Source organism: Pseudoalteromonas sp. (assembly GCF_041613455.1).
Taxonomy (GTDB): domain Bacteria; phylum Pseudomonadota; class Gammaproteobacteria; order Enterobacterales; family Alteromonadaceae; genus Pseudoalteromonas.
In genome coordinates this window covers 1-14,661 of sequence record NZ_JBFJHD010000067.1, presented here as the reverse complement: position 1 = coordinate 14,661, position 14,661 = coordinate 1, and the positions used below count along the sequence as shown (strand labels likewise).

At 40.5% G+C, this 14,661-nt stretch carries 9 protein-coding genes; 4 read left to right on the top strand and 5 right to left on the bottom strand.

Annotated elements, in window-relative coordinates; translation table 11 throughout:
• Positions 1-113: 113 nt before the first annotated feature.
• Positions 114-1,409, top strand: a complete 1,296-nt coding sequence (locus ABYB02_RS08455) for an MFS transporter (protein ID WP_372762030.1) — start codon at positions 114-116, stop codon at positions 1,407-1,409.
• A gap of 151 nt (positions 1,410-1,560) precedes the next feature.
• On the opposite strand, the gene ABYB02_RS08450 is transcribed toward ABYB02_RS08455, so the two are convergent.
• The 3 genes from ABYB02_RS08450 to ABYB02_RS08440 all read right to left on the bottom strand — a co-directional run bounded on the left by ABYB02_RS08450 (position 1,561) and on the right by ABYB02_RS08440 (position 5,397).
• Positions 1,561-3,135, bottom strand: coding sequence for a sodium/sugar symporter (locus tag ABYB02_RS08450; protein WP_372762029.1), 1,575 nt, complete (start codon positions 3,133-3,135; stop codon positions 1,561-1,563).
• A gap of 78 nt (positions 3,136-3,213) precedes the next feature.
• Positions 3,214-4,356 carry a galactokinase gene (galK, locus tag ABYB02_RS08445; RefSeq protein ID WP_372762028.1) on the bottom strand — a complete coding sequence of 381 codons (1,143 nt, stop codon included), beginning with the start codon at positions 4,354-4,356 and terminating at the stop codon, positions 3,214-3,216.
• A complete protein-coding gene (locus tag ABYB02_RS08440; RefSeq protein WP_372762027.1) occupies positions 4,357-5,397 on the bottom strand; it encodes a UDP-glucose--hexose-1-phosphate uridylyltransferase in 1,041 nt (346 codons plus the stop codon).
• A 164-nt stretch (positions 5,398-5,561) separates the two neighbouring features.
• Here ABYB02_RS08440 and ABYB02_RS08435 point away from each other — a divergent pair, with 164 nt between their 5' ends.
• Positions 5,562-6,572 carry a LacI family DNA-binding transcriptional regulator gene (locus ABYB02_RS08435; protein ID WP_372762026.1) on the top strand — a complete coding sequence of 337 codons (1,011 nt, stop codon included), beginning with the start codon at positions 5,562-5,564 and terminating at the stop codon, positions 6,570-6,572.
• Positions 6,573-6,766: 194 nt separating this feature from the next.
• Here the strand turns inward: ABYB02_RS08435 and ABYB02_RS08430 are convergent, their stop codons facing one another.
• Positions 6,767-8,071: an NAD(P)/FAD-dependent oxidoreductase gene (locus tag ABYB02_RS08430; RefSeq protein WP_372762025.1), complete on the bottom strand. Its 1,305-nt coding sequence runs from the start codon at positions 8,069-8,071 to the stop codon at positions 6,767-6,769.
• A gap of 205 nt (positions 8,072-8,276) precedes the next feature.
• A complete protein-coding gene (locus ABYB02_RS08425; RefSeq protein WP_372762024.1) occupies positions 8,277-8,996 on the bottom strand; it encodes a FadR/GntR family transcriptional regulator in 720 nt (239 codons plus the stop codon).
• Between the two features lie 339 nt (positions 8,997-9,335).
• On the opposite strand from ABYB02_RS08425, the gene ABYB02_RS08420 reads away from it, so the two are divergent.
• Together ABYB02_RS08420 and ABYB02_RS08415 are read left to right on the top strand one after the other, a co-directional pair.
• Complete coding sequence (locus tag ABYB02_RS08420; RefSeq protein ID WP_372762023.1) at positions 9,336-12,542, top strand: glycoside hydrolase family 2 TIM barrel-domain containing protein; 3,207 nt, start codon at positions 9,336-9,338, stop codon at positions 12,540-12,542.
• A 68-nt stretch (positions 12,543-12,610) separates the two neighbouring features.
• A partial coding sequence (locus ABYB02_RS08415) for an aminotransferase class III-fold pyridoxal phosphate-dependent enzyme (protein WP_372762022.1) occupies positions 12,611-14,661 on the top strand: 2,051 nt, incomplete at its 3' end.

The window sequence follows — 14,661 nt, the reverse complement described above, 5'->3', positions numbered from 1 at the left end:
TCACGTATCATTTTAAGGCCAGTAAATTAAAAGGAGCCTTCTTGTTTAATCTTCCTCCCACTACCATTGCCCTTATTATCATTTGCAGCGGATCTATTATAGGGCCGCTTGGCATGGCAGGCGTTAACATCGCGATCCCAAATCTTGCTGAAGATTTAAACGCAAGCGCAAAAATGATCGCGTGGATGCCCACGTTGTATTTACTCAGTAGCGTTATATTTATGCTTCCGTGCGGCAAAATTGCAGACAACTATGGTCGTAAACGTGTGTATGCTTTTGGTTTAGGCTTAAATGCGCTGGCCTCGCTGATGTGTGCGCTAGCAACATCGATTGAATGGGTACTTTTTTGGCGCTTTATGCAAGGCGCGGCAGGCGCGATGATTTTTGGTATTGGCGTTGCCATCATTACCTCTGTCACGCCTGATAATAAACGCGGCATGGCACTAGGCACCTCGGCGGCGTGTGTATACATAGGGCTGAGTGCTGCGCCCGCAGTCGGTGGCTGGCTTACTGAAATATGGGGGTGGCGCGCCGTGTTTTACTCGCAAATCCCCTTAGTACTTATGCTATTAGTCGCCATTAAACTGTTTTTACATGGCGAATGGAAAAACGATAAAAAATCGCCGTTTGATTGGTGGGGTACCGCTATTTTCTCACTCTTTGCACTGTGCTTGGTATTAGGGTTAAGTGATTTACCAAATATAACAGGCTGGCTTTTAACGTTATTTTCAATCATCTGTTTAATGTTATTTGTTGTGCATCAAAGTAGGAGTCGGCGACCACTCATTAGGGTACAAATGTTTTTAGAAAGTCGTGTGTTCAGCCTCTCGCTGTCGACTTCATTTCTAATGTATGCCAGTAACTTTTCACTGGCCTTTTTGTTAAGTTTGTATCTGCAATATATTAAAGGGTTAAATCCTGCACATGCTGGGCAAATAGTATTACTGCAAGCCGTATCAATGGCCATCATGGCGCCACTGGCAGGTAAATTTGCCGATAAAATACAACCACGGTTACTTGCTACACTGGGCTGTGTGATTGTGATGGTTGGCTTTTTTCTACTATCCCAACTGTCGGTTAGCTCAAGCACAGCCTATATTAGCGGCTCACTGTTATTATTAGGTATTGGCTTTGGCTTATTTTCCACCCCAAACAACAATGCCATTATGGGCGCAGTCGATAAAAGTGAGTTAGGTGTCGCCTCTTCCTCCATGAACTTATCACGCACAATTGGTAACTTATTTGGCATGAGCTTAATCAACTTAATAGTGCATTATTACCTTGGTGACAGTACTTTTTCAGCGCAAAATAGCCATGCACTAATGAGTACCATTTCACTGGCGTTTAAGATGTCTTTAGGGTTTGTAATTCTGGCGAGTTGTATTTCTGCACTGCGTGGCAGAGCTTAAAAGGGACACTGTCCTAGGTACTAGGCTCTAGGCCCGCAACTCGCTACCCGTTGCCCATTGATGGCAGCTTATTGTCTATTTTTTAATGTTATTTATTCTGCTAATCAGTAAAAAGGCCAATAAATTGGCCTTTTACTAATTAATGTATTGTTTACCACCAAGTGGTATATAAAGCCGTAAGAATTACTATCACACCTGCAGCTGCAATATTAAATGGCTTGGTTGTGACAAAGCTCACCTGATCTAAACTAACACTGTTATCAGTCGAGTTCGGTTTGCCCATCATTGATACGACGAAACACAGCACTAAGCATAATAAGAATACTAAGCCGACACGGTCCATAAATGGCAACTCAGGCCAAGCAAGTTTAAGTATTAATGAAAATACAGCTGATCCCAATGCGGCTGATAATGCGCCCATTGACGTTGCTCTCTTCCAGAACATCCCCATGACAAAGATAACCACAATACCGGGAGTAAAGAAACCAGTAAACTCTTGGATATATTGGAACGCTTGATCAAACTTGCCTAGCAATGGTTGAGCGACAGCTAAGGCAATACACAATGAAACTAGCGAGGCAATTCGGCCAATACCTACGTAATGACGTTGAGTCTCATTCGGTTTAAAGCGGGTATAAAGATCCATAGTGAAAATAGTAGAAATACTGTTTGTCATAGAAGCGAGAGATGACACTATAGCAGCAACTAATGCAGCAAAAACTAAGCCTTTTAATCCAGCAGGCATTAATGCCATCATAGAAGGATAAGCTTGGTCTGGAGAAGTTAATGTTGGATAGAGAATAACGGCTGCAATGCCCGGTAATACAACAATAAGTGGCATTAACAGCTTAAGATAAGCAGCAAAAGCGATGCCTTTTTGTGCTTCTTTAAGATTTTTTGCAGCTAAAGCACGCTGAATTATATATTGATTGAATCCCCAATAACTAAAATTCATCACCCACATGCCACCAATTAACACTGAAATACCTGGTAAGCTCATATAGTTTTCATTGTCAGGGCTTAATATCATGTCAAAGTGCCCAGGCATTTGTTCGGTCAAAATACCGAAGCCGGTTAAAACGCCTTGACCATCAGCAACAGCATCTAACGCTAAATAGCTAAGTAACAGCCCACCAAAAACTAACAGTACTACTTGTAAAATATCAGTAAAAGCAACCGCCTTCAAACCACCATAAAGCGAGTAAGCAACAGAGAACACGGCTAAAAATATCATGCCGAACATCCAATCAACTCCTGCAACTGTTTCAATCGCCATACCGCCTAGCCATAACACGGCAGTTAAGTTAACAAAGGTATAAACTGCCAACCAAAAAATTGACATAGTTATTTTCACTTTACTGTCAAAGCGTTGCTCAAGATATTGCGGCATGGTAAATATTTTATTTTCTAAAAAAATAGGTAACATATATTTACCCACTAACACTAAAGTAATCGCTGCCATCCACTCATAAGACGCAATAGCTAAACCAATCGCATAACCAGAGCCTGACATTCCAATAATTTGTTCAGCGGAAATATTTGCAGCGATTAAAGAGGCACCAATCGCCCACCAAGGGAGTGCCTTACTTGCTAGAAAGTAATCTTCGGTATTTGTCCCTTCTTGTTTTTCATTTCGGGAGAGCCACCAAGCAAGGCATAACAAGCCTATAACGTAGACAATAAAAATTGTGCTATCGAGCGTCCCCAGTTTTGTCGTAAAATCCATCATTTATTCGCCTTTGATTTTTTAGTTTTAATTCTCTGTTTTAATTATTTTTTGTTTTGTAATGTTCTGAGTATGCAACTACCTGAATGCACCTTGAGCTGCAGTGCATTGGTAAATACTCGGTTTTATGCCGAATAACCTCTCGTAATTGCCATTTACTGCATTCTTGACGTGGATCACCATAGCTGAAGGAACTAAAGCAACGATACAGCCGCCAAAGCCGCCACCTGTCATGCGAACTCCACCATTAACACCTAACACTCCATCTATAATTTCAACTAGGCCATCCATTTCTTTGGTAGTCACTTCAAAATCATCTCGCAAAGATGCATGAGACTCTTTCATTGCGATGCTAATCGCTGCCATATCATTATTTTTTAGAGCATCTAATGTCGCAACAGCACGACTATTTTCAGTGATCACATGACGGGCACGCTTAAATAATAAAGGGTCTATTTGCTCTTGCACTGAGTTCAACTGTTCTAAAGAAACATCTCGTAGAGTAGAAACATCAAAATATTTAGCGACTTGCTCGCACTGCCGACGCCTTAAATTATATTCACTATCAACCAAACCTCGTTTAACATTTGAATTAACAATAAACAGCGTTAAATCATCAGGAATAAGTGCCTCTTCAAAGGACAAATCTTTGCAGTCTAACAACATGGCGTGATTTTGCAGCCCCATTGCTGAGATTAGCTGATCCATAATGCCGCAATTGCAACCAACAAAATCATTCTCAGCTTGCTGCCCCATTAACGCCGCACTAATGCCATCTAAATCTAATTGATACAGTTGAGAAAATGCTTTGAGAATAGCTATTTCAAAGCTAGCAGAAGAGCTTAAACCAGCGCCTTGAGGCACATTACCTACAACAACTAAGTTTGCTCCATTAATATCTGGATACTTCCGCATTAATGCTTGTAGCGTACCTTTAACATAATTACTCCACATTACCTGCTTATCAAACACTATATTATTGAGAGAAAATATATCCTTTTGTGAATCACAGTCATATGCATAAACTTCAACTTCCTTATCCTGCCTTGCTGAAACGGCAATTGTAGTGCCATAGTTGATAGCCGCAGGGAGCACAAATCCATTATTATAATCGGTATGATCACCAATAATATTTACTCTACCGGGTGCATGGCAAACGAACTCTGCTGGACTGTTAAATTGTTGAGCAAATAAGTCTTTTACTAGCGCTTTTTGAGTCATTTACTTCTCCTTATAATGAAAATCTGATAAATCACGTAACCTTTGCGCAGCTTGCTCTGCGGTCAAATCTCGCTGGGCTTCAGCCATCATTTCATAGCCCACCATAAATTTACGGATCGTGGCAGAGCGTAATAAGGGAGGGAAAAAACTAGCATGCAAAGTCCATTCATCATGTTGCATTCCATCAAAAGGAGCGCTATGCCAGCCCATTGAGTAAGGAAAAGAGCATTTGAATAAATTGTCATATTTGATTGTTATTTGTTTAAGAATAGCCGCAAGAGATTGTTTTTGTTGTTCATTCAAGTCTGTAAGACGAGTTACTGTAAACCTTGGAAGTAATAATGTTTCAAAAGGCCAAGCAGCCCAATATGGCACGACAACCAACCAATCATCATTTATAACCACAATGCGCTCTTTATTTTCAATCTCTCTGGCAACATAGTCTTGCAATAAATTACTGTTATATAAGCTGAAGTAAGTCTGTTGCGCTTTTTGTTTTTTCACAACTAAAGTAGGTAATTGCTGTTGTGCCCAAATTTGGCCATGAGGGTGTGGGTTAGAACACCCCATCACACTGCCTTTATTTTCAAAAATTTGCACTGATGTATAGGTTCGCCCTAATTCATCACACTGCTTTTGCCAAGTATCAACAACATTATAAAGTTCATTTACTGAAAGCTCAGGTAAGCTTTTACTATGATCAGGGGAGAAACAAATTACTCGAGCCTCACCTTGCTCCGTTGCCATTGAAAATAGTGGATCATCACACTTTACAACGGGAGTATTTTGCTTAATTGCAGAAAAATCATTCTTAAAAACATAAGTTTGTTTATATTCATCGTTTACTTCACCATTAATTCGTGAGTTTCCGGAACATAAAAAACAACTTTTATCATGGGCGGGAGTTTGTTGCTCATCAAGCCTTTCTACTTGCCCCTGCCAAGGTCGCTTTGCTCGGTGAGGTGAAACTAATACCCACTCATCAGTTAATGGGTTATATCTTCGATGCGGATGCTCAGTCGGATCAAATTTGATAGTCATAATATTTAAAAAGTATTAATTATTGTAAAGATTAAACCAAGGGTAATCGTTTACCCCAAGCTGAGCAAGCACTAATTTTAAACAAGCTGTTTATTGTTATTTAACATCTTTTCAATGTATATTAACCAAACTTAATCAAATTATATAATGAAAACAATTACCCAATGGCAACAATAAAAGACGTAGCCCGTATCGCAGGGGTTTCTGTGGCATCCGTATCTCGTGTATTAAATAACGGCCCAAAAGTCAGTAAAAAAACCATTGAAAATGTGCTTAAGGCAATGAAAGACTTGAACTACACACCTAATGCGAATGCTCGAGCCTTAGTCACTCAGAGAAGCACTACAATAGGTGTAGTGATTCCAGACCTTGTTGATCCCTTTTTTGCCTCTTTAGCAAATGGTGTAGAGCAAGTTGCACGACAAAACAATATGCAATTGCTTTTAAGTACGGGATTAGTCTCTGCCGAGTCTGAAATGCAGGCCATCAACTTACTAATAGAAAGACGATGCGATGTAATGGTGGTACATAGTAAAAAATTATCTGATGAGGCATTGATTGCATTAGCAAAAAAAACATCAGGTTTAGTGCTGATCGATCGCTACATTGAAGAGATAGCAGAACGTTGTGTTTGGCTAGATAATCTCGAAGGTGGGAAGATTGCAGCTCGTCATTTATTGTCATTGAATCATAAAAGCTTTGCCTGCATCTCAAGTAAACATCAAATAGATGATCCGCTACTCAGATTACAAGGATTTCAACATGAACTAAAGTTAGTAGGAGCAGATATTGCCCCTGATCTTATTGAGTACGGCCCTCCCACACTTCAAGGAGGAGAAATTGCCACTCAAAAGCTACTCGCTTCAGGAAAGAGCTTTTCTGCACTATTTGTTTATAACGATGCAATGGCAATCGGTGCTATTTCTACATTAGAAGATAACGGATTCAAAGTACCGTCTGACATCTCAGTACTCGGTTTCGATGACGTGTTACTCTCTAGGTATTCAAGGCCAAAGTTGAGTACACTCAACTACCCAATTGAAAAAATGGCAATACAAGCAACTAATATAGCGCTTGAACTATCAACTAAAAACACAGTAATTGATGACCGAAAAAATTATAAACATATTCCCAGGATTATTAAGCGAGAGTCAACTAGTTTTAAATCAGGTTAATCATAAGATTAAATAAGCTAATCAACTAGCGGCTATTTATATAATTTCAACTAGAAAGACCTTAGGTCTAAGAAATGTGTCGATTTTCGGTGGTCCACTATATGAAAATAAAGAGAAGTGGTTTGTCATCAATAATTAAATAAATGTATTTAATTATTATGGCCATAAACTACTTTAACTAATACATATAAAAGCTAAAGAAAACCTGTGACTCCATGAAATGCTGTGGCACCAAGTTCATAAAGTGCCCCCTTTAACTTTGTAAATTTTTCGGTGTATGCTCTCACCGGCTCCACGGGTAAATAAGATTGATCACCAGAAATAATATACTCTGCAGCAGCTCTACCAAATACGCTTCCAGGGCTGATCCCTCTTCCGCTGTAACCAAAAAGGTTTATTGCATTTGGCCCAAATTCAACTATGTGAGGTAAATGGTCACTTGTGCATGCAATACGACCATGCCACGCATGCTCAAAGCCCACATCACCTAAGTAAGGGTAGAGCTTTTTTAGTCTATGTTGGGCCCAATTATAATGGATATACCTTGATGGTAAATCAAGTGACCCAACAGCTCCGAGTATCAGCCTGCCAGCTTGGTCACGACGTATTGAAGACATTATCATAGCAGTGTCCCAACACCCTTGCTGCTCAGGTAAGATTCTTTTTAGTAACGCCTCATCTAGAGGTCTAGTTGCCGCTTGAAAGTAATGCACTGGGGTGTAAGTTGGAGCCGCACTTATATTTGCATGCTGATGGTAAGCATTAGTTGCTAATATGACAGCTTCAGTTTTAATGTTGTAAGCAGATGTGCTGATTTCCCAAGATGCATTTTTTCGCTCGATTGCAGTTACTGGAGTGCTTTGATGAATAGATGCGCCAGCCTGTATAGCAGCACAAGCTAAGCCTTGTAAGTACGCAAGCGGTTGAATTGTACCTGCCTCTCGTACATGCAGAGCACCATGATAAATTGGTGTGCCTAACTTATCTTCTGTATTTGATTTTGAAAGAAAATCAACTTTCACCCCCCTATTTCGGTATTGTTTTAATCTCTCCTCCAAGTTAGCTAGGCCAGCCTTTGAGTGAGCACAATGCAGGGTGCCAGTTTGAGTTAATTCACAGTCTATGTTGTATTTAGCGATATTGGAAAAAACTAATTCTGGACCGCGAAAGAGCATCTCGTTAAGTTTAATTCCAGCCGTTTGCCCTAACAATTTCTCTACTTTTTCGGGTTCCATCCAAAGCCCTGGATTGACTAACCCTACGTTCCTCCCTGAACCGCCGTAACCGATATATTGAGACTCTAAAAGAACAACCTTTTTACCTTGCTCTGCAAGTCTTAATGCACAAGAAACACCTGTATAACCACCACCGATGACAACAGCATCAACAGATTTATCTTTATTGAGTTGATTAGTTTTTAATAAGTTTTTTGAAGTAACATGCCACAAATTACTTCCAATGATTTCACTAGGCATTGCATTACTCCCTTCAGTCACCATTACATTAATAATTAAAGCTGTTTCGCACGGTATAACACAGATCTTTTCTGCATTGAGGAAAGTATATCGAGTTAAGTTTCTCTTTTGTTTAGTGAATGCAGGAATATTATTTATAACAAATTATTTTAACGAAAAAAAAGCTAGACTATCAGCGCGTTAACACTAAAAAAATAAGTGACTAGTCATTAGTGTCGCATTGGCTGAATTAAGTTGTATGGCTTTCTTGCTCCTCAATTTGCTTATTAACGATCGCTAAGGTTGCTCGTTGTGTGATCATGGCAGCATCAAAAGCAGCTTGAGGGTTTTTATTTTTAATGTATTCAAAAATATCACAGTGCGCCTGATACTCTTCTACCGTAACCGCAATCATACGGTTAGTAAAACGCAAGTTCACTTTCAATGCAGTAGTAATGAAGTTCTTTAATTGAATAAAGAAAGGGTTATTACTTGCTGACAATACACTATGGTGAAAATCAATATCAGCTTCATGGGTGTCATCCATACCATTTGTAGCATCTTTCATCCGCACTAAAGAGCTCTCTATCGCTTTTAAATCAGCCTCAGTGGCATATAACGCAGCTAAATAGGCAGCTTCTGCCTCAAGGGCTAATCGCAACTGTAAAAAATACCTTAGTAAGTATAAGTCGGGCTTACCTAATAACACCCATTCCAAAACATCAACATCAAACAAATTCCAATGTTTTGACTCAACAACGGTAATACCTTGTCTGGGTCTAGAACTAATTAACCCTTTGGCTGTTAACATTTTTACTGCTTCGCGAGTAGCGGTGCGACTAATATTAAATTGTGTGCATAAGTCAGCTTCAGAAGGGAGTCGGTCACCTACTTTATAACTACCATTTAAGATCTTTTTCCCCAACTCATGAACAACTTGCTGGGTTAGATTACGATGTGATGATTCCATGTACTAATTTACTCTAAGTTATTTTGCATTATGTCTGCCCATCTTTATTTGTATGATAAATGAGTTTATATAAATACACTAGCTTAATTTAAAACTGTATAGATCATCTCTTTTTAAAGAAGATTGAGCACGATAATGCAATTAAGCACAAATTTTAGGTTTTTTTTCCATCTAAAATACAGCGCTGTAATCAATGAAAATAATTTTCTATTCGTTGGTTATGGTTATTCATCTCACTGGAGTAGCCACTTAAATCATTTAATATAGAAAGTACTTGCTTAAATAAACTTTATTTGTATTATAAATAATATTGTTAAATTTAATTAAGATATTTGTTTCATGATAAAGTCACTTAGCCCCATTGCGTTAACCTTGCTGTTACTTGTTAACAGCAACGCTAATAGCCAACCCCGTGAACCCTGGGAAAATAATGAAGTATTTGCCATTAATAAAGAAGCGCCACGTGCCTCATTTTTTCCATTTCAATCTCGTGACGCTGCACTGATCAATAATAAAGAACAAAACAATAATTTTTTATTGCTTAATGGATTGTGGAAATTTGACTGGCAACGCTCACCAAAGAATAAACCAGAAAACTTTCAAGCTGATAATTTTGATGATAGCAACTGGCAGCAAATCCCGGTACCGGGCAATTGGGAAACCAAAGGGTTTGGTTACCCAATTTATTTAGATGAACGCTTCCCGTTTAGCACCACGTGGCCCGATGTACCAAAAGACTACAACCCAATTGGCTCTTATCGTAAGCCTTTCACGCTGCCAAGCTCATGGAAAAACAAACAAGTATTTCTTCATGTTGGTGCGGCTAAATCTTCTTTAGATGTCTGGTTAAACGGCAACAAAGTCGGCTTTAGTCAAGGCGCCAAAACCCCTGCAGAATTTGACATTACCTCTTACCTTAATGAAGGGGATAATTTATTAGCTTTTCAAATTAGACGTTGGACCGATGCCAGCTATCTAGAAAGCCAAGATATGCTACGTATTTCTGGCATTGAACGCGATGTTTATCTTTACGCTACCCCTAAGCAGCGTATTTTTGATTTTCACGCTAAACCCACTTTAGATAAGAGCTTTAGCCAAGGTAAGCTTGCTCTTGATGTTACCTTAAAGAACTTTGCTGATAAAAAATCACGACAAAACCTCCAAGTACAACTCCTAGATCCACGTAATAATATGAAGGTATTAGTGGATCAAGAAGTTAAAGTAAACGTCGCCGCTAACGGTAGTACAGAAGTATCGCTTGAGAGTAAGTTAAATCAACCGGCATTATGGTCAGCAGAAACACCTAATTTATATACCCTTTTGATCAGCTTAAAAGACCGTAACGGCAACACCATTGAGACCGTACGCAATGATATTGGCTTTAGACATTTAGCAGTAGTGGACGGCCAACTCACCATTAACGGTAAAGCGATCACCATTCGCGGTGTTGACCGCCATGAAACGGATCCTCTGCACGGTCATGTTGTAACGAGAGCATCAATGGAACAAGATATTAAACTGATGAAAGAGTTTAATATTAACGCTGTTCGTGCAAGTCATTACCCTAACGACCCTTATTGGTACGAGTTAACCGATAAATACGGTATGTATGTGGTTGATGAAGCCAATATCGAATCGCACCCGTTAGCGATTAATAAAGACACCCAATTAGGCGATGAAATGAGCTGGTTGCCAGCCCATTTAGATCGCACACAACGTATGTTTGAGCGCGACAAAAATCACCCGTCTATCATCATCTGGTCATTAGGTAATGAAGCAGGTAAAGGCAAGATTTTTGAAACCACTTATCAATGGCTCAAAGACAATGATAGCAGCCGTTTAGTGCAATATGAGCCAGCTGGAGAAGAGCATTACACCGATGTATTCGCGCCAATGTACCCGTCAATCGAGCGTTTAGTCGAATATGCGGAATCTAAACCAAGCCGCCCTGGCATTATGATTGAATATGCGCATGCTATGGGTAACTCAGTAGGTAACTTAGCCGACTATTGGCAAGCGATTGAAAAATACGACGTACTACAAGGTGGTTTTATTTGGGATTGGGTTGATCAGTCACTTGAATACACCAATGAAAATGGCGTTAAGTACTGGGCATACGGCAAAGACTTTCACCCTGATTTGCCGAGTGATGGTAATTTCTTAAATAACGGCTTAATGTCAGCGGATCGTCAACCTCATCCGCACGCTTATGAAGTAAAGAAGGTTTACCAAGCGATTCGCTTTTCTGAAGCGAACAGCAGCAAAGGCGAATTTATTGTAGAAAACCGCTATGACTTCATCGATTTAGCCATGTTTGATTTACAGTGGCGCATTGAAGCTGACGGTGAGGTGGTTGCACACGGCCACCAAGCACTCCCTAAGGTATTACCTAGTCAGAAAGCACAGTTCAAGCTAGCATTGCCGTCATTACCACAAGTTGATAGCAAAGAATACTTCATCACCCTAAGCGCAGTGGTTCGCCAGCCATACGGTTTGCTAACAAGCGGACATGAACTGGCATTTGAACAATTTAAATTACCGGTACAGTTAGTGGCTAATCAAGCGCCAAAAACGTCAGCCGCTATGGTAATTAAGCAAGATAATAAAAACGTTTTAAGCTTTAGTAATAACAGCAGCACAGCCACTTTTGATAAAAACACCGGTTGGTTAAGCCAATATAGTTATAACAACAATGACTTACTTAAATCATCGTTACGCGCAAACTTCTGGCGTGCCCCCACGGATAACGATTTAGGTAATGGCATGCAAAATTGGGCGGCGTTATGGCAAACAGCCAGTGATAAATTAGTGTTATCTTCACTGAAAAAGCAAAAAACAGCACAGGGTTATCAAGTTACTAGCAAGTATAAAGTCGCCGACTTTATCGGTGATTATCAAGTGCAATATAACATTCACAATAATGGCCAAATCCATGTGCAAAGCCAATTAAATATTGCCCCAGGCCAAGAGCTTCCAAACTTACCGCGTTTAGGTATGCAACTCACTATGCCAGGACAATTCCAACAATTATCTTGGTTTGGCCGTGGGCCGCATGAAAGCTATGCTGATAGAAAAACATCAGCACCCATTTCATTATATAAAAGCTTAGTTAAGGACCAAATACATCACTATGTTCGTCCACAAGAAAATGGCAATAAAACCGATGTTCGTTGGATGGCGTTAAAAGCTGACCATGGATTAGGGCTTTTAGTCGTTGGCGATCAAGTACTAAACACCAGTGCATGGCCTTATAAGCAAAGTGATATCGACTTTATTGCTGGTAAAGACGGTGAAGAGTCAGCCTCAGGGTTAGTACCGGTAACCAGTAAGCATGGTGCAGAAGTACCGATGCGCGATTTAGTTACCGTCAATATCGACCACAAACAAATGGGTGTAGGAGGTGATACGTCTTGGGGTCGCTTAGTACATGCACAATATACCATCCCAGCACAAAGCTATCAGTACGGTTTTACCTTAGTGCCTTTTAGTGCTACCAAGGTAAATCCTGCGGCACTTGCTCGTACCGTTGCGTCAAATAGCAAGTAAGTAACCACCTATTCAAGCCACCTCAAGATGCAGCCCTAATTGGGCTAGCATTTTGAAGTGGCGAGAGTATGCAACAATACCTAGCTATAAGCTTTGAAGAGGCAACAATGAGTACAGAGCAAACACCGTCGTTTTCTGACATTGCAATTAATCAATTATTAACTCAGCAATACCAATTGTCTGGGCAGTTGAAAAGCCTAATGGGCTATTGTGATCAAAACTTATTATTAACCACGGCAAGTAACGCGCAATATATTGTTAAAATTGCTAACTCAGCAGAGCCAAAACTCGAGCTAGACATGCAAAATGCGGCTATGGCACATTTAACTGCCGAACAATGTGCTGTACCTCATGCTTTGAGTAATATAAATGGCGAAACCATTACCCCTATCACTAATGCTGAACAACAAAGGTTTTATTTACGGGTATTAACCTTTTTACCGGGCAAGTTCTATGCTGAAGCCGACAGCCTGACGCACAATGAGTCGCTTTGGTCTGATTTAGGCCAGTTTATTGCTAACATTGATTTAGCGTTAGCGGATTTTCAACATCCTGGTGCGTTTCGTTATTTAGATTGGGATTTAGCCCAAGGCTATCGTGTTTGCATGAGTAAAAAGCATCTTCTGCATGCTGACCAAGCGCCTTTGGTAGAAAAATTTCTTACGCTTTATCAAACGCAAACCATGCCTGTACTAGCGCAATTACCGCAAGGCGTAATTCATAACGATGCCAACGATTACAACTTGTTAGTGAATGATGTAAGCGCGCCAACCAGAATAACCGGTTTGATCGATTTTGGTGATATGGTACACAGCCATATTGTTAATGAATTAGCCGTTGCCTGTGCGTATGCCCTAATGGGTGAAAAATCCACACAAGATGGCGTACTGAATGCCTTTAAAACCATAGTGGCTGGCTACCATCAGGTGCGACCATTATCTGACAGCGAACTCGAAGTCTTATATTCATTAGTCGCCTTGCGTTTATGTACTACAGTTTGTAATTCCGCCTTGGCTATTTCGCAGCAACCAGACAATGAGTATTTGTTAGTGTCGGTAAAACCGGCCTGGGCACTACTTGAACAACTAAGCGCATTAAATCCCTTCGCCGTGCTATGCCAATTACGCCAAGCATGTCAGCTGCCCTTAGACAGCGGCAAAGCACCTGCTGATATTATCCGTTACCGTAAGCAACACTTAGGAAAAACCTTAAGTTTAAGCTACCAAGAGCCATTAAAAATGGTGCGTGGCCAAGGCGCTTATTTATTTACGGAGCAAGGCGTGCCCTACTTAGATATGGTCAACAATGTTTGTCATGTTGGTCATTGCCATCCAAGAGTGGTCGCGGCAGGACAAGCGCAACTAGCCAAGCTAAACACCAACACCCGTTATTTACATGACAATATCGTTAACTACACAGATAAACTATTGGCAACCATGCCAGAAAAATTATCTGTTTGTATGTTAGTCAACTCTGGCAGTGAAGCGAATGAACTCGCATTTAGATTAGCGCGTTGTTTCACTAAATCAAAAGAGCTACTGGTGGTTGACGGCGCTTATCATGGCAATACCAATGCCTGTATCGAAGCCAGCCCTTATAAATTTGACGGCCCGGGCGGCGAAGGTGCACCACCTTATGTACATAAGGTTACCCTGCCCGATCCTTACCGAGGTGAATTTCAAGGCACAGGCAGCGAAACCGCTGAGCTATATGCCAATAGTGTAAAAGCAACCCTAGCCGAGTTAGCGCAAGCAGGTAAAAAACCTAGCGCTTTTATTTGTGAATCATTACAGGGCGTTGCTGGCCAAATTATTATGCCTGACGGTTATCTAGCTATGGTGTACGAACAAGTACGTGCTGCTGGCGGTGTTTGTATTGCTGATGAAGTACAAGTCGGCTTTGGCCGAGTCGGTAGTCATATGTGGGCATTTGAAACACAAAATGTGGTGCCAGATATTGTCACCTTAGGTAAGCCAATTGGTAATGGTCACCCTATGGCTGCCGTGATCACCACACAAGAAATTGCCGACGCCTTTGTCACCGGTATGGAATACTTTAATACCTTTGGCGGTAATCCAGTGTCGTGTGCCATTGGTATGGCGGTACTTGATGTGATTGA